Origin of the sequence: Streptomyces sp. NBC_01016 (genome assembly GCF_026341035.1) — a bacterium.
GTDB lineage: Bacteria > Actinomycetota > Actinomycetes > Streptomycetales > Streptomycetaceae > Streptomyces.
In genome coordinates this window covers 3,246,913-3,263,391 of sequence record NZ_JAPEOQ010000001.1, presented here as the reverse complement: position 1 = coordinate 3,263,391, position 16,479 = coordinate 3,246,913, and the positions used below count along the sequence as shown (strand labels likewise).

The following is a 16,479-nucleotide window of genomic DNA, read 5'->3' as shown; positions in this document are numbered from 1 at the left end:
GGTTGTTCGTTGATGTGATCGACGGATGAATTACCGTAAGGGGGTGGCTGGTTGTGGCTCAGGGGAAGCGGGGCGGCAACGGCCGCCGGGTGCGCCCCTTCCGAGAGGTGGCAGCGCCGTTCGTGGTCACCCCGCCCGTCGGCTGCCGGATCCGTACCCGGCTGCGCCTGTCCGCGCGTGATGAGACGGTGCTGCGGGCCGTCGGCGAACACCTCGGGAAGCTGGTCGGGGCCGATCTGGCCGCGCGGGTGCGACTCGGGGACGTTCCGGCGGCAGACAATCGGCGGGCCCAGCGGAAGAAGACGCTGACCGTCCTGTCCTCCTCCCGCTGGGCCGGGACCATCACTTGCACCTCGGAGGACCAGTACAATCTCGCCCGCCGCGCCCTGAGCGACACCATCGGCTCGCTGCGCCGCGCGATCCGGGCCATCGAATCCCGCCTTGCCATCCCGGCCGGAACCGTCCAGCGGCAGGGGCAGCGGGTGGTGCGCGGTTACGCTGACCAGGACGAGCGACACTCCAAACAGCAGCGCCTACAGATCCTGCAGGGCCGCCTGCGCAACGCCCTGAGGGAACGGAAATCGGGGCGGGTGCGCATCACGCGGGGTGGGCGCCAGCTGCTCAATTCCCGCCACCACCTCTACGCGACGGCCGACGGCACCAAGCCGTCGCCCCAGCAGGCCTGGCAGGCCGAAGTCGACGCCTGGCAGCGGAAATGGGCCGATCGGCGGATGTTCCTGACCGCCTATGGGGAGGCCGGGGCGCCGTTCGGGAACTACACGATCAGCATTGACCCCGCCGACGGCACCGTCGCCCTGGTGCTGCCCGAGCCGCTGCGCGCGCGGTTCGCCAACGCCCCGCGCGGCCGCTATGTCCTGGATGCCCGTGCAGTGTTCACCCACCGCGGTCAAGGGTGGGCGGACCGGGTGATGGCCAGAGGCTCGGTGCGCTACGACATCGCCCACCACACCGGGCGCGGCCGCTGGTACCTGGACGCCTCTTGGGCGACGGTCAAGAAGGGCCACAAGGCCCCCGTTCCGATGGTGGAGGTGCTGCGGCAGCATCCGGTGGTGGCCGTCGACGTGAACGCCGACCACCTCGCGGCCTGGCTTCTCGATGTGCACGGCAACCCCGTCGGCCGCCCCCGCACTCTCCCCCTGGAGTTGTCCGGGCTACCCTCCGCCACCCGCGACGCACGCCTGCGCGCAGCCGTCACCCAGCTCCTCGACCTCGCCCGCCTGCACGGGTGCGCGGCGCTCGTGATCGAGAACCTGAACTTCTCCGACGCGCGTGCCACCGGCCGCGAGAATCTGGGCCGGGGCAAGCGCGGCAAATCCTTCCGGCGCACCGTGGCGGGCATCCCGACCGCGCAGTTCCGCGACCGCCTGTCCGGCATGGCCCACCACGTCGGCCTCTCCGTGATCGCCGTGGACCCTGCCTATACCAGCCGTTGGGGCGCGCAGCACTGGCTGAAGCCTTTGAAGGACACCACGCAGACTTCCGACTCGACCCCGGTGAGCGGGCATCATGCCGCCGCTGTGGTTGTCGGCAGGCGGGGCCTGGGATTCCCGGCCCGGCGCAGGAGAAATGGAGCCCGCCAAACCCCCACTCGCCGCACAGCACCATCACGTGCGCGGCGGGTGGGGGCCGTGCGACCAGAGGATCGCACCGGGCCAGCCGTTCCCGTACCGCCGAGTCATCGGACCAGGCCCCGCACGGAGCGGACAGCTCCGGCCAGGACCTCTCGCAGCACCACCAGGTCACCCGGCCCGGTGACGCGTCAGACGAGAGCCGCCCCGACCGGAAAGCACCCGCCCAAAGGCCCCAACACCGTTCGGGGGCCCAGCACTCCAGGCCGACAACCCATACCGCCTGGAATGCCAGATACGGCCAACCTCGGCCGACCAACTTAGGAACGGTTAGCGTAAAGAAATGAGCACCGACACCGCGCGCGAGCGCCTCGTGGTCATCGGCGGCGACGCCACCGGCATGTCCGCCGCGTCGCAGGCCCGCCGCCTCAAGGGCCCGGACGAACTGGAGATCGTGGCCTTCGAGCGGGGCCACTTCACGTCGTACTCGGCATGCGGCATCCCGTACTGGGTGGGCGGACAGGTCGCCGAGCGCGACGAGTTGATCGCCCGGACACCCGAGGAGCACCGGGCGCGGGACATCGACCTGCGCACGCGGACGGAGGTCACGGAGATCGACGTGGCGGGGCGCCGCGTACGTTCCCGTGAACTCGACGGCGGGGCCGAGTCCTGGACCTCGTACGACAAGCTCGTGATCGCCACCGGCGCCCGGCCCGTCCGCCCCGACCTGCCCGGCATCGACGCGCCCGGCGTGCACGGCGTGCAGACGCTCGGCGACGGTCAGGCGCTGCTCGACACGCTGCGGGCGACCGAGGGTCGGCACGCCGTGGTCGTGGGCGCCGGGTACATCGGCGTGGAGATGGCGGAGGCGCTGATCCACCGCGGGTACGAGGTGACGGTGGTGAACCGCGGCGCCGAGCCGATGTCGACGCTCGACGCGGACATGGGCCGGCTCGTGCACGAGGCGATGACCGGCATGGGCATCACCATGGTCGACGACGCCGAGGTGACGAAGATCCTCACGGGGGACGACGGGCGGGCCCGCGCGGTGGTCACGGACGACGCCGAGTACCCGGCGGACGTGGTGGTGCTGGGGATCGGTGTGCGCCCGGAGACGACCCTCGCGCAGGAAGCCGGGCTGCCGCTCGGGGCGCACGGCGGGCTGCTCACGGACCGGGCGATGCGGGTGCGCGGCCACGAGAACATCTGGTCGGGCGGCGACTGCGTCGAGGTGCTGGACCTGGTGTCGGGAAGCGAGCGGCACATCGCGCTCGGCACCCACGCCAACAAGCACGGCCAGGTCATCGGCTCGAACGTCGGCGGGGACTACGCGACGTTCCCCGGCGTCGTCGGGACGGCCGTCAGCAAGGTGTGCGATTTGGAGATCGCCCGTACGGGCCTGCGCGAGAAGGACGCTCGACGTGCGGGATTGCAGTACGTGACCGTCACCATCGAGTCGACCAGCAGGGCGGGTTACTACCCCGGCGCGGCGCTGATGACGGTGAAGATGCTGGCCGAGCGGCGCACGGGCCGGCTGCTCGGCGTGCAGATCGTGGGCCGCGAGGGCGCGGCGAAGCGGGTCGACGTGGCGGCGGTCGCGCTCACGGCGGGCATGACGGTGGAGCAGATGACGGCGCTCGACCTGGGCTACGCGCCGCCGTTCTCTCCGGTGTGGGACCCGGTGCTGGTGGCGGCGCGGAAGGCGGTGGCGGCGGTCCGAGCGGGCTGACTCCGGCTCGAAGCACCGCCTCAACGCGCGGTGTCGGCGCGACGCCTCAAAGCGCCGCCTCCCGCGCCGCGGCCACCGCGTCCACCAGCCCGAGCCCGGACTCCCTCCCCGCCTCGATGGCGTCGAACCAGGCCCGCAGCGCCGACCGGACATCGGCCACGAACTGCTGCGCGGCGGGGGCGAGTTCACCGGCGCGGTGCACGACGCCGAACGGCGACTCGATGAGCGGGTCGGTCTCGACGACCTCGGCCCCCGCGTCGAGCGCCGCCGCGCACATCCGCAGCGGCAGGAACGCCTGGAACCCGGACCTGAGCACGAAGGCGAGCTGGGCGCTGCGGCTGGGCACGGTCGCGCCGGTCGTCGGGTCCACGCCGTGCGCGGCCAGCGCCGCCTGCACGGCGTCCTCCTCGTTGCGGGTGACCTGGCGGCGGGCGAGCGGCAGGTCACCGATCCCGGCGAGGGGGACGCGCCGCGCGCCCGTCGCGGGGGCGCCGAGTCCCGGTGGGCGTACCAACAGCAGCCGTTGCACGCCCAGTTCGATGAAGTCGAGGTCGCCGCGGAGTTCGTCGGGGGCGAGCGTGAAGCCCAGTTCGGCCCGCCCGTCGGCGACCGCCGCCACGAGTTCGTGCCGGGAGCCGACCTCGCTGATGTCGAGCCGGACCGCCGGGTACGCGCGCGTGAACCCGCCGGCCCAGGACGCCACCGCCTCCCCGGACATGTCGGGCGTGCACATCACCGTGAGCACGCCCCCGCCGACCTCACGGGCGCTGCGCATCGCGTCCTGGACGGCGACCACGTCGTCGAGCACCCGCCGGGCCAGCGGCACCAGCTGCCGCCCCGCCGAGGTCGGCACGAGGCGGCGCGCGGTGCGGTGGAACAGCTCGACCTTCAGCTCGCGCTCCAGGGCCTTGATGGACCCGGAGACGGTGGGCTGCGACAGGTACAGGCGCTCGGCGGCGCGCCCGAGTCCGCCGTGGTCCACCACGGCCAGAAACTGCTCCAGCTGTCTCAGCTCCACCGCGACTCCCGTGCCTCGTCGAACGGACCCGGGTGATGACCAGGCCTTACGCGCCCACGGCCGGTCCGCGGGTGACACGGTAAGTGTCGGGCAGCGTCCCGTCCACGCCGACCTGCCTGCTCACCGCGCGGCCGAGGTTGCGCTCGTGCACCGGCGAGGAACCCTCGTAGATCCGCAGCGCCCGTACGTCGCGCCACATGCGCGGTACGGGGTGGTCGCCGACGATGCCCTCGCCGCCGAGGAGCTGGACGCAGCGGTCCGCGACGCGGCTCGCCATCTCGGAGGCGAACAGCTTGGCGGCGGCGATGCGGTGGCGCGGCACGGTGCCGGAGTCGAAGGCGTGCGCGGCCTCCATGGTGAGCGCGCGTGCGGCCTCCAGGTCGGCGAAGCAGCGGCCGAGGTCGGCCTGGACGGCGCCGAGGTCGGCGAGGGGCGCCCCGAACTGCTCGCGGCCCGACAGGTGCCGTGAGGTCTCCTCCAGCATGCGGGTGGCCTGCCCGACGCAGGTGGCGGCGACGTGCAGCCGGGCATGGTTGATGCCGCGCAGTGCGGCCTTGAACCCGGCGCCGAGTTCGCCGCCGAGCAGCGCGGAGTCGGCGACCCGCACCCCGGCGAGGTCGATCTCGGCGACCGGCGCCTCCGCGTGCCCGTTCATGCGGGTGGGCAGCCGGGTCGTGACGCCTTCGGTGTCGCGCGGCACGAGGAACGCGGAGACGCCCGCGGCGCCGTCTTCCGGCTCCCCCGTCCGCGCGAACACGACCAGCTCGTCGGCCCAGTGGGCGTTGGTGATGTACCGCTTGTGCCCGTCGATGACCCAGCCGCCGTCGACCCGGCGCGCGGTGGTGGTGAGCGATCCGGCGTCGGACCCGGCATCGGGTTCGGTGAGCGCGAATGCCGTGACGTGCTCCCCCGCCGCCATCTTCGGCAGCATGGTCTCGCGCTGCTCGTCGGTGCCGTGGTCGAGGATCGCCTGCGAACACAGCCCGATGACAGTGGAGAACCGCGACCGGTACACGCACGACGCGCGGGTGAACTCCATGGTCAGCTGGACCTGTTGGCTCATGGACCACTCGAGCCCGCCGAGCCGCCGCGGTATCGACACACCGAACAGCCCGTTGTTCGCGAGCGCCTCCACCACACGCTCGGGGACCTCCCCCGCTTCCACCATCTCCGGCTCGGCGGGAATGAGAACGTCATCGGTGAGGGCGGCCACGCGGGCCAGATACGCATCGAAGCCGAGCTCGAAGACGTCGGGGTCGATCATGCGGATCCTCCTAGGGGGTGGTGGTGCCGGGGTGCCCGTCCCGGCTTGGGCAATCTGCCGCCTTGGGCGGCAGGGTGGGCAAGGCGGCGCACGGTGCCGCGCAATGACGACTAAGGGGTCCGGCCACGGAGCGGCATATCGCCGCACGCAAAATCCGCCGCCGCGACGGCGCCGCCGTCGACCAGAGCGCGGATCTCCGTCTCGCCCCGGCCGAGCTCCGCGAGTATCCGCACCGTGTGCTCACCGATCCGCGGCGCCGGCGGCGTACTCGCGGGGCGACGGCCGCCCAGCGAGAAGGCCGTGGTGGGGGCGGTGCCTCCGCCCCCACAGTCCGCGATCAGCCCGGAGGCCCGTACATCGGGGTCGTCGGCGAGTTCGTCGAAGCTCCGCACCGCCCCGCACACGATGCCCGCGCCGCGCAACCGCTCCAGGGCCTCGGCCCGGTCGAGCCGGCCGAGGGTGGCGTGCAGCAGATCGAGAAGTTCCGGCCGGTGCTCGACCCGCGCGGGGTTGGACGCGAACCGGGGGTCACCGGCCAGCTCAGGACGCCCGATCACCTCGCACAGCGCCGCGAACTTCTCCTTCGTATAGGCGGAGAGGACCAGCGCCCCGCCGTCCCGGGTCCGCACCAGGTCCGCGGCGGGCGCCGCCAGCGCCTGCCCGTTGCCGCGCCGCCGCGGGACGTTGCCGCTCAGCTCGTGCTCGGCCCAGGTGGACGCCTGGGCGTGCACGACGGCCTCCATGAGCGAGGTCTCGACGACATCGCCGCGCCCCGTGGTCGCCCGCTGGAGCAGCGCGGCGAGCACCCCGGACGTCAGCGCCTGCGCCGCCAGCACGTCCGCCACCGCGAAGCCCACCCGCTGCGGGTCCCCGTCCGCCGACCCGGTGAGGTCCATGACGGCGAACTCGGCCTGCGCCGCGATGTCGAGCCCGACCCGGTACGCCGAGGGGCCCCGCGTGCCGAACCCGGTGACGAAGCCGTAGACGAGGCGCGGGTGACGGGCGAGCAGGACGTCCGGGCCGAGGCCGAGACGTTCACTGACGCCGTGCCGGAAGTTGTGCAGCAGCACGTCGGCCGACGCGAGCAGTTCGCGGACCACGGCCTCGCCCTCGGGCGCGCGCAGGTCGACGGCGATGCTGCGCTTGCCGCGGTTGTTGGCGCGGACCATCGCGGTGCCGAAGGGTCCGATGCCGCGCGCCTGGTCGCCCGCGAGGGGCTCCACCTTGATGACGTCGGCGCCGAGGTCGGCGAGGTTCTGCCCGGCTCCGGGCGCGGCGATGTACTGCCCGAAGTCGAGGACGCGCAGTCCTGCGAGAGCGTTCATCGGGCCACCTCCACGGACGCGGCGCGACGCTTCGCGGTCTCGGCGAGCAGCGCCTCCCGCGAGCGCGCCGGGTTCAGCAGCAGCCCGCCCGCGACGGCGAAGACGCAGATGGTGATGCCGACGACGAGGAACCCGTCGGCGTACCCCTGCGAGACGGTGTCCGCGGCGTCCACGATGACGCCGAGCAGCCACGGAGCGACGATCCCCGCGACGCTGTACGCGGCGATGATGCAGCCGAAGAAGCCGGGCCGGTGCCTGCGGGGCAGGAAGTCGGCGGCGCCCGCGAAGGCGACCGAGAACGCCACGCTGTTGATGGAGAACGCGGCGACCACCAGCGCCAGTTGGAGCCCGCCCGGCGGCACCTGCGTGAAGGCGATCATGGCGACGCCCGCGAAGCAGAGATAGCCCATCGTCAGGAATCCGCGCGCGGCCCGCGCCGAGCGCCCGGCCTTCAGCATCCGCCCCGAGATCAGCCCGGCGGTGAGCAGCACGACGATCGCGAGCCCGTACGGGAGCGTGGCGAGGAGCCCGACGGTGCCGCGCGAGTAGCCCATCCCGTCGTGCAGGAACGAGGGCAGCCAGGACACCTTGAGCGAGGAGATGAGGTACCCGGCGAAGGAGAGCAGGGCGAGCCCCCAGAAGCTGCCGGTGCGCAGGAGCGAGGTCAGCGGTACGTCGATGTCACCATGATCAAGCCCCGCCGGCGATTGAGGCGCGGGGTCCGGGGCAGAGCCCCGTGGCCCCATCCCCGGCTCCCTCCGTGTCACGATCAGCCACAGCACGGCCCACAGCGCCCCGACGGCGACGAGCACGACGAACGCCGCGTGCCAGGTCCAGGTGATGATGACCCAGGTAAGCACGGGCGTGGCGACCAACGGCCCGACGGAGGACCCCGCGTTGACGATCGCGCCCGCGAACGCCCGCCGCTCGGAAGGGAAGCGGTCCGCCACGACGGACTGGCACAGCGCGTGGGCGGGGCCCTCGAAGAAGCCGAGCACCATCCGCGACGCGATCACCACGCCCACCGTGGTGGGCACGGTCAGCGGCGCCATGCTCGCCACCCACGCGATCATCAGAGCGGCCGCGGACCAGCGCCAGCCGATCCGCCGGAAGAACAGCGCGAGGACGACCGCGCCCGCCGCGAACAGCCAGAAGAAGGCGCTCGACATCAGGCCGTACTGGGCGGCGGTGAGCCCGAGGTCCTTCTCCAGGTCGGGCGCGGCGAGCCCGATGGCCGCCTTGTCGGCGAAGTTCAGGGTGAAGAAGGCCAGCAGCAGGCCGATGATCCACCAGTCCGTCGATGACACCCCTCGACGGAACCCCGGCTCCTTCGCCGTCCCGGCCGCCGCCTGCGACGCTGCATGCGCGGTCACGTCCACCTCCACGGTCCCGCGCCACCGGATGGGGTGGCGCACGGCACAGGCAATCGGAGGTGGCGGGCGCGAACAATGGCCGTTCTCCGCAGGGGCCCTTCGGCAATTCCGAAGGGACCCCGGCGGCGGCGCGAACTACTTGGCGGTCTGCGTGTGCACGTACTCGACGAGCCGGGTCAGCGAGTCCGGGTCGGTGTTCGGCGGCACGCCGTGGCCGAGGTTGAACACGTGGCCCTCCAGGCCCGCAGCGGCGTCGAGGACCTCGCTGGCCCTGGTCTCGACGGCCTCGGGCGTGGAGAACAGGATGGCCGGGTCGAAGTTGCCCTGGAGGGCCTTGCCGGGGCCGACGCGGCGCGCGGCCTCGTCGAGCGGGACGCGCCAGTCGACGCCGACGACGTCCGCGCCTGCCTCGCCCATGAGCCCGAGCAGCTCGCCCGTGCCGACACCGAAGTGGATCCGGGGCACCCCGTACTCCGCGACGGACTGGAAGACCTTCGCCGATGCGGGCATCACGGAGCGCCGGTAGTCGGCGGGCGCGAGCGCCCCCACCCAGGAGTCGAACAGCTGGACGGCGCTGGCGCCGGCCTCGATCTGCACCTTCAGGAACGCGGAGGTGATCTCGGCGAGCCGGTCGACCAGGTCGGCCCAGAGCTGCGGGTCGCCGTACATGAGCGCCTTGGTGTGCTCGTGGTTGCGGGACGGGCCGCCCTCCACGAGGTAGCTGGCGAGCGTGAACGGGGCGCCCGCGAAGCCGATCAGCGGCTTCTCGCCGAGCTCGGCGGTGAGCAGCCCGATGGCCTCCGTGACGTACCAGACGTCCTCGGGGGTGAGGTCCCGCAGCCGGGCCAGGTCGGCGCGCGTGCGGATCGGGTCGGCGATGACGGGGCCGACGCCGGGCTTGATGTCGAGGTCGATGCCGATGGCCTTGAGCGGCACGACGATGTCGCTGAAGTAGATCGCCGCGTCGACGTCGTGCCGGCGCACCGGCTGCATCGTGATCTCGGCGACCAGGTCGGGGCGCATGCAGGAGTCCAGCATCGCGATGCCCTCGCGCACCTTGTGGTACTCGGGCAGCGAGCGGCCGGCCTGGCGCATGAACCACACCGGCGTGTGCGGCACGGGCTCGCGCCTGCACGCCTTGAGGAAGGCTGAGTTCCTGGTCGCCTTCGTGGCTTCGTACGTCGCTGACGGCTGCTGGCCCGTGGCCTCGGTGTTGGCACTCACACCCGAAAGTTTCGCACGCCCCCGACGTCGCCTGTGAAGGACCTGGGGAAGGGGGCTCCGAGAGGGGTGTCCCTCCCCACGCGCGGGGTCCGCTCCCCTTAACCTTCCCGGCATGGCTGCGGCTCAGGGACAACGGTCGGGCGACGGGCGCGACGACCACGACGACACAGGCGGGATGAGTGAATCGGTGCGGGAGGGGCAGAACGCTCGGGACATGAACGCTGCACAGGAGCACGACCCCACCCCGCCCGCCTTCCGCACGGCGGTCGACGCCCTGCGGTCCGCGCGGCTCCGCCCGGAGATCGAGATCGACCCGACGCGGCCGCCGCAGCGCCTGGCTCCCTTTTCGTACGCGCTCGAGGCCGCGGTCGTGGACGGTGACGAGGATCTGGCCGACGGCCGGCTCGTCCTGCTGCACGATCCGGAGGGCCACGACGCCTGGCACGGCACGTTCCGGCTCGTGACCCTGGTCCGGGCCGAACTCGAACCCGAGATGGCGGCCGACCCCCTGCTCCCGGACGTCTCCTGGTCCTGGCTGACGGGCGCGCTGCAGGCCCGCGGCCTCTCCTATGGGGAGCCCTCGGGCACAGTCACTCGTGCGAGTTCGCACTACTTCGGCGGGCTCGGCGACCGGGCGCCCGCCTCGCAGATCGAGATCCGGGCGTCGTGGACACCGCGCGAGGGCCTGGGCGGCGTACCGGACACGGCGGCGCATCTCGCGGCGTGGTGCGAGGTGCTGTGCCAGATCGCGGGCCTTCCGCCGGTGGCGGCGGGGCCGCAGGGGCCGGACGGCGCGGTGGTGACGCTGCCGCAGCGGCGGGGGCCGCGGCCTTCCTGAGCGCCGTTTCCCAGGGATCATTTTCGGCCGTGTCGGAGCACCTCCGACACGGCCTTCCCATGTTTCGGATCCTTTCGAAATGGCCCCGGTCAGTCGGATTTGGTTCGATTGGATGCGACTCCTGACTATTCGGCACCCTTTCGAATGGTCGCTAGCGTGTCCGAATTGCTCGCATTGTTACTCACCAAATCGTGATCATTCTCTAAAGGCGGCCGGGTTTGGTGCCGAAGGACCCAGTGACCTTGAAAGCACGGTTCATCCCGGCTTCATCCCCGAGCCGGCTCCGTCCCGCACCCCAGGAGGCCTGGTGTCCGTTCTCCTCGAGCAGCCCTCAAGCCTGGTCGCCTACCGCCCGAACAAGCCGACGGCGATGGTGGTCGTGGCCGACCCCCGCGTCCGTTCCACCGTGACCCGCCATCTGTGGGCGCTCGGTGTTCGTGACGTGATCGAGGCCTCGTCCGTCGCTGAGGCTCGTCCCCGCATCGGCAACCCCCGCGACATCTGCGTCGCCGACGTCCACCTTCCCGATGGATCCGGCCTGACGCTCCTCTCCGAAACCCGAGCCGCGGGCTGGCCCAATGGGCTCGCCCTCTCCGCCGCCGACGACATCGGTGCCGTGCGCAACGCCCTCGCGGGCGGCGTCAAGGGCTATGTCGTCACCGGCACCCGTACCAACATCGGCCTGCCCACCCGCCCCGGCGCCGCCCCGATCGGCGCCGCGGCCGCCCGTATGCACCGTCGCCCCCCGGGTGCCCCGAGCCACCCGGGCGGCTACCGCGAACTCTCCGGCCGCGAAGTGGAGGTGCTCCGGCTCGTCGCCGAGGGCCAGTCGAACAAGGCCATCGGCGTCTCGATGGGCCTGTCCGCCCTGACCGTCAAGAGCCACCTCGCCCGCATCGCGCGCAAGCTCGGCACGGGTGACCGGGCCGGCATGGTCGCGGTCGCGCTGCGCACCGGCATCATCCACTGATCGACCCGTGGCCGGATTCGTCCGGTTTACTTCGGCACGGCGCCCGTCGACGGAACGTTCCGTCGACGGGCGCCGTGCGTTCACAGATACTCTTGACAGGTGACCGACGCCCAAGAGACCGCAGCAGACAGTTCACTGCGCACCACCGGAGGCGCCCCTCTGGACGACGGCGGATCTTCTGCTGAAGGATCTGTTGGTTCAGTCGACGGTGCGCCCACCCCCCTCCTCGAACCCCGCGAGGGCATCCCGCCGGTGATCGCCGACGAGGCCTCGCTCGCCGATGTCGTCGCGGCCTTCGCCGCCGGCACCGGCCCTGTCGCCGTCGACGCCGAGCGCGCCTCCGGCTACCGCTACGGGCAGCGCGCCTATCTGGTGCAGCTGCGCCGCGAGGGCGCGGGCACCGCGCTCATCGACCCGGTCGCCTGCCCCGACCTCTCCTCCCTCGGCGAGGCCATCGGCGACGCCGAATGGGACCTGCACGCCGCCACCCAGGACCTGCCGTGCCTGCGCGACATAGGCATGCGGCCCGCCCACCTCTTCGACACCGAGCTGGCCGGACGGCTCGCCGGTTTCCCGCGGGTGGGCCTCGGCGCGATGGTCGAGAACGTGCTCGGCTACGTACTGGAGAAGGGCCACTCCGCCGTCGACTGGTCGACGCGCCCGCTGCCCGAGCCCTGGCTGCGCTACGCCGCGCTCGACGTCGAACTCCTCGTCGACCTGCGCGACGCGCTGGAGAAGGAGCTCGACCGGCAGGGCAAGCTGGAGTGGGCCCACGAGGAGTTCGACGCCATCGCCTCGGCCCCGCCCCCGCCGCCGCGCAAGGACCCCTGGCGGCGCACGTCCGGCATGCACAAGGTGCGGCGCCGGCGTCAGATGGCGGTCGTCCGCGAGCTGTGGACGGCGCGCGACCAGGTCGCCCAGCGGCGGGACGTGTCGCCGGGCAAGGTGCTCGGTGACTCGGCGATCGTCGAGGCCGCACTCGCGCTGCCGCTCAATGTGCACGCGCTGTCCGCCCTGCCCGGCTTCGGCCACCGCATGGGCCGGCGCCAGCTGGAGCAGTGGCAGGCGGCGGTCGACCGGGCGCGGGCCCTGCCGGACTCCGAGCTGCCGCAGCCCGGCCAGCCCACGACGGGACCGCCCCCGCCCCGCGCCTGGGCCGACAAGGACCCCGCCGCGGCGGCCCGCCTCTCGGCGGCGCGCGCGGCGGTCTCGGCCCTCGCCGAGACGCTCTCGATGCCCCAGGAGAACCTGATCACGCCGGACACCGTGCGCCGGGTGTGCTGGGAGCCTCCGGCGGTCGTGGACGCGGAATCCGTGGCGGAGGCGTTGGCCTCGCACGGGGCGCGGCGCTGGCAGGTGGAGCAGGTGACCCCGGTCCTGCTCCCGGCGCTGACGGCCTGATCCCATCCCCTCTTCCGTACGCCCCCGACTTCCGGTCGGGGGCGTACGGCGTTCACGGGCCCCGTGGGTGGCGGCCCCTCCGTCCTCCGCCCTGGGGCTCTGCCCCGGACCCCGCTGCTCAATCGCCGCAGGGGCTTAGGAGGTGTGACCTTCGCCGCTCCGGCCCGGGGGGCTTCAAGACTTGGTTACCCGCAAGTAGCATGACGGTATTCGCAGCGCGCCGTCCGCGTACCCGGAAACGGGTCCGTACCGGACGCCCGCGCCGCGCGGCAGCGCATTCCCGCACCAGGAGGAGAGCCATCGTGCCTCGTACCGTCAGGGACGTCGTCTTCGTCGACGGCGTCCGCACCCCGTTCGGCAAGGCGGGCCCGAAGGGCATCTACCACGAGACCCGCGCCGACGACCTGGTCGTCAAGTCCATCCGGGAGCTGCTGCGCCGCAACCCGAACCTGGACCCCGCGCAGATCGACGAGGTCGCCGTCGCCGCGACCACGCAGATCGGTGACCAGGGCCTGACCATCGGCCGCACCGCGGGCATCCTCGCGGGCCTGCCGCAGTCGGTCCCCGGCTACTCCATCGACCGCATGTGCGCGGGCGCGCTCACGGCCGTCACCACCACCGCGGGCTCCATCGCCTTCGGCGCGTACGACGCCGTCATCGCGGGTGGTGTCGAGCACATGGGCCGCCACCCCATGGGCGAGGGCGTGGACCCGAACCCCCGCTTCGTATCGGAGAAGCTGGTCGACGAGTCGGCCCTCTTCATGGGTATGACGGCGGAGAACCTGCACGACCGCTACCCGCACATCACCAAGCAGCGCGCCGACGAGTACGCCGTGCGCTCGCAGGAGAAGGCGGCGAAGGCGTACGCGGACGGGAAGATCCAGCAGGACCTCGTCCCGATCTCCGTCCGCAACACCAACGCCGAGGTCGGCGAGACCGGCTGGGGCCTGGTCACGGCCGACGAGCCGATGCGCCCGGGCACGACGCTCGAGAACCTCGCGGGCCTCAAGACCCCGTTCCGCACGCACGGCCGCGTCACGGCCGGCAACGCGGCCGGTCTCAACGACGGCGCGACGGCCTCGATCATCGCCTCCGAGGACTTCGCCCGCGAGAACAACCTCCCGGTGAAGATGCGCCTCGTCTCCTACGCCTTCGTGGGCGTGGAGCCGGAGGTCATGGGCTACGGCCCGATCCCGGCGACGGAAAAGGCCCTCGCGAAGGCCGGCCTGTCGATCGAGGACATCAACCTCTTCGAGATCAACGAGGCGTTCGCCATCCAGGTCCTGGCCTTCCTGGACCACTACGGCATCGCGGACGACGACGCGCGCGTCAACCAGTACGGCGGCGCCATCGCGTACGGCCACCCGCTCGCCTCCTCCGGCGTCCGTCTGATGACGCAGCTGGCCCGCCAGTTCGAGGAGCACCCGGAGGTCCGCTACGGCCTCACGACCATGTGCGTCGGCTTCGGCATGGGCGCCACGGTCATCTGGGAGAACCCGCACCACAAGGACGCCGGAGGCGACAAGTGAGCACCACCACCGCTGAGCTCCTGAAGGGCGCCTCGGCCCTCTTCCCCGACGAGGTCGTCACGTCCGCGCACGTACGCCACCTCGACCTCCCGTACGGTGCGGGCAAGTTCGCCCTCATCACGCTGGACAACGGCCTGGACCACACCAAGCCGACCACCTTCGGCCCGGCCTCGCTCGCCAACCTGAACACGGCGATCGACCAGGTGGAGAAGGAGGCCGCCGAGGGCGACATCGTCGGCGTCGGCGTCACCGGCAAGCCGTTCATCTTCGCGGTCGGCGCCGACCTCAAGGGCGTCGAGCTGCTGAAGAAGCACGACGACGCGCTCGCCATCGGCAAGGGCGGCCACGAGGTCTTCAAGCGCCTCTCCGCCCTCGCGGTCCCCACCTTCGCGTACTACAACGGCGCGGCGATGGGCGGCGGCGTCGAGGTCGGCCTGCACTGCAGCTACCGCACCGTCTCGAAGGCCCTCCCGGCCTTCTCCCTCCCCGAGGTCTTCCTCGGTCTCGTGCCCGGCTGGGGCGGCTGCGCGCTCCTCCCGAACCTCATCGGCGCGGACAAGGCCGTCTCGGTCATCATCGAGAACAGCCTCAACCAGAACAAGCAGCTCAAGGGCAAGCAGGTCTACGAACTCGGCATCGCGGACGCGCTGTTCGAGGGCGCCGACTTCCTGGAGCAGTCCCTGCTCTGGACCGCGGACGTCCTCAAGGGGAACGTCAAGGTCGAGCGCCCGGACGTCGACCGCGGCGAGGCCTGGGACCAGGCCGTGGCGCGCGGCAAGTTCATCGCCGACGGCAAGGTGCACGGCGCGGCCCCGGCGGCGTACCGCGCGCTGGACATCATCGCGAACGCCAAGTCCGGTGACCTGCAGGCCGGCTTCGACGCCGAGGACCAGGCCCTCGCGGACCTGATCATGGGCGGCGAACTGCGCGCGGGCATCTACGCGTTCAACCTCGTCCAGAAGCGCGCGAAGCGCCCGGCGGGCGCCCCGGACAAGAACCTGGCGCGCCCGGTGTCGAAGGTCGGCGTGGTCGGCGCGGGCTTGATGGCCTCGCAGCTGGCGCTGCTCTTCCTGCGCCGCCTCGAGGTCCCGGTCGTCCTCACGGACATCGACCAGGCGCGCGTCGACAAGGGTGTGGGCTACGTCCACGCCGAGATCGACAAGCTGCTCGGCAAGGGCCGCATCAACCAGGACAAGGCGAACCGCCTCAAGGGCCTGGTCTCCGGTGTCCTGGACAAGGCGGAGGGCTTCTCGGACGCCGACTTCATCATCGAGGCGGTCTTCGAGGAGATCGGCGTCAAGCAGCAGGTGTTCGCGGAGGTGGAGGCCGTGGCCCCCGCACACGCGATCCTGGCGACGAACACCTCCTCCCTCTCGGTCTCCGAGATGGCCTCGAAGCTGAAGCACCCCGAGCGCGTGGTCGGCTTCCACTTCTTCAACCCGGTCGCGATCCTCCCGCTCCTGGAGATCGTCCGCGGCGAGCAGACGGACGACGCGGCGCTGGCCACGGCGTTCGGCGTCGCCAAGAAGCTGAAGAAGACCGCGGTCCTGGTCAAGGACGCCCCGGCGTTCGTGGTCAACCGCATCCTGACCCGCTTCATGGGCGAGATCCAGAACGTCATCGACGAGGGCACGCCGGTGGCCGTGGCGGAGAAGGCGGTCGAGCCCCTCGGCCTCCCCATGTCCCCGCTGGTCCTGCTTGAGCTGGTCGGTCCGGCGATCGGTCTGCACGTCTCGGAGACCCTCAACCGCGCCTTCCCGGAGCGCTTCACGGTCTCCCCGAACCTCGCGGCGGTCGTCAAGGCCGGCAAGCGCGGCTTCTACGTCTACGACTCCGGCAAGCCGGAGCTGGACCCGGAGGTCGCGGCGCTCCTCGAGCAGGGCGACGTGGTCCTCACGGAGGAGCAGGTCCGCGACCGCGTCCTCGACGCGGTGGCCCAGGAGATCGGCCTGATGCTCGACGAGGGCGTCGTGGCCGAGGCCCAGGACATCGACCTGTGCCTGATCACGGGTGCGGGCTGGCCCTTCCACCTGGGCGGAATCACTCCGTACCTGGACCGGGCGGGCGTCTCGGAGCGGGTCATCGGGAAGAAGTTCCTGGAGGCCGGGGTGGCTTCGGTTCCGGCGTGATGGTGCGCGGCTGACGTGACGGTGCGTTTGTGACGCACGGTGCGCGTCTGATGTGACTGTGACGGCTACCCACGAAATATTCGTGGGTAG

12 protein-coding genes are annotated in these 16,479 nt (G+C 71.8%); 7 read left to right on the top strand and 5 right to left on the bottom strand.

Features of this window, described 5'->3' with window-relative positions; genetic code table 11:
- The first annotated feature begins 53 nt into the window (after nucleotides 1–53).
- On the top strand, nucleotides 54–1,913 hold the full coding sequence (locus OG746_RS15035; RefSeq protein ID WP_266715097.1) for a hypothetical protein: 1,860 nt from the start codon (nucleotides 54–56) through the stop codon (nucleotides 1,911–1,913).
- Between the two features lie 19 nt (nucleotides 1,914–1,932).
- Nucleotides 1,933–3,318 carry an FAD-dependent oxidoreductase gene (locus OG746_RS15030; protein ID WP_266715096.1) on the top strand — a complete coding sequence of 462 codons (1,386 nt, stop codon included), beginning with the start codon at nucleotides 1,933–1,935 and terminating at the stop codon, nucleotides 3,316–3,318.
- A gap of 46 nt (nucleotides 3,319–3,364) precedes the next feature.
- Here the strand turns inward: OG746_RS15030 and OG746_RS15025 are convergent, their stop codons facing one another.
- From OG746_RS15025 to hemE, 5 genes are all read right to left on the bottom strand, one after another.
- Entirely contained in the window at nucleotides 3,365–4,336 is a 972-nt protein-coding gene (locus tag OG746_RS15025) for a LysR family transcriptional regulator (protein WP_266715095.1), read from the bottom strand.
- A 46-nt stretch (nucleotides 4,337–4,382) separates the two neighbouring features.
- Nucleotides 4,383–5,600 carry an acyl-CoA dehydrogenase family protein gene (locus tag OG746_RS15020; RefSeq protein ID WP_266715094.1) on the bottom strand — a complete coding sequence of 406 codons (1,218 nt, stop codon included), beginning with the start codon at nucleotides 5,598–5,600 and terminating at the stop codon, nucleotides 4,383–4,385.
- 110 nt (nucleotides 5,601–5,710) lie between these two features.
- The gene (locus tag OG746_RS15015; RefSeq protein WP_266715093.1) at nucleotides 5,711–6,925 is read right to left on the bottom strand and encodes a CaiB/BaiF CoA transferase family protein; all 1,215 of its coding nucleotides are present in this window, start codon (nucleotides 6,923–6,925) and stop codon (nucleotides 5,711–5,713) included.
- Nucleotides 6,922–8,298, bottom strand: coding sequence for an MFS transporter (locus OG746_RS15010; RefSeq protein ID WP_266715092.1), 1,377 nt, complete (start codon nucleotides 8,296–8,298; stop codon nucleotides 6,922–6,924). The genes OG746_RS15015 and OG746_RS15010 overlap by 4 nt, the downstream gene beginning before the upstream one ends.
- Before the next feature lie 135 nt (nucleotides 8,299–8,433).
- Nucleotides 8,434–9,522, bottom strand: a complete 1,089-nt coding sequence (hemE, locus tag OG746_RS15005) for a uroporphyrinogen decarboxylase (RefSeq protein ID WP_266715091.1) — start codon at nucleotides 9,520–9,522, stop codon at nucleotides 8,434–8,436.
- 214 nt (nucleotides 9,523–9,736) lie between these two features.
- Here hemE and OG746_RS15000 point away from each other — a divergent pair, with 214 nt between their 5' ends.
- The 5 genes from OG746_RS15000 to OG746_RS14980 all read left to right on the top strand — a co-directional run bounded on the left by OG746_RS15000 (nucleotide 9,737) and on the right by OG746_RS14980 (nucleotide 16,389).
- Nucleotides 9,737–10,360 (top strand): DUF3000 domain-containing protein, encoded by a 624-nt coding sequence (locus OG746_RS15000; protein ID WP_266715090.1) that lies wholly within the window; start codon nucleotides 9,737–9,739, stop codon nucleotides 10,358–10,360.
- Nucleotides 10,361–10,667: 307 nt separating this feature from the next.
- Complete coding sequence (locus OG746_RS14995) at nucleotides 10,668–11,330, top strand: response regulator transcription factor (RefSeq protein WP_266602921.1); 663 nt, start codon at nucleotides 10,668–10,670, stop codon at nucleotides 11,328–11,330.
- Nucleotides 11,331–11,429: 99 nt separating this feature from the next.
- Nucleotides 11,430–12,731 (top strand): ribonuclease D, encoded by a 1,302-nt coding sequence (locus OG746_RS14990; protein WP_266715089.1) that lies wholly within the window; start codon nucleotides 11,430–11,432, stop codon nucleotides 12,729–12,731.
- A gap of 302 nt (nucleotides 12,732–13,033) precedes the next feature.
- Entirely contained in the window at nucleotides 13,034–14,260 is a 1,227-nt protein-coding gene (locus tag OG746_RS14985; protein ID WP_266715088.1) for a thiolase family protein, read from the top strand.
- Nucleotides 14,257–16,389 (top strand): 3-hydroxyacyl-CoA dehydrogenase NAD-binding domain-containing protein, encoded by a 2,133-nt coding sequence (locus OG746_RS14980; protein WP_266715087.1) that lies wholly within the window; start codon nucleotides 14,257–14,259, stop codon nucleotides 16,387–16,389. Before OG746_RS14985 ends, OG746_RS14980 begins: the two co-directional genes overlap by 4 nt.
- The last annotated feature ends 90 nt before the right edge of the window (nucleotides 16,390–16,479 follow it).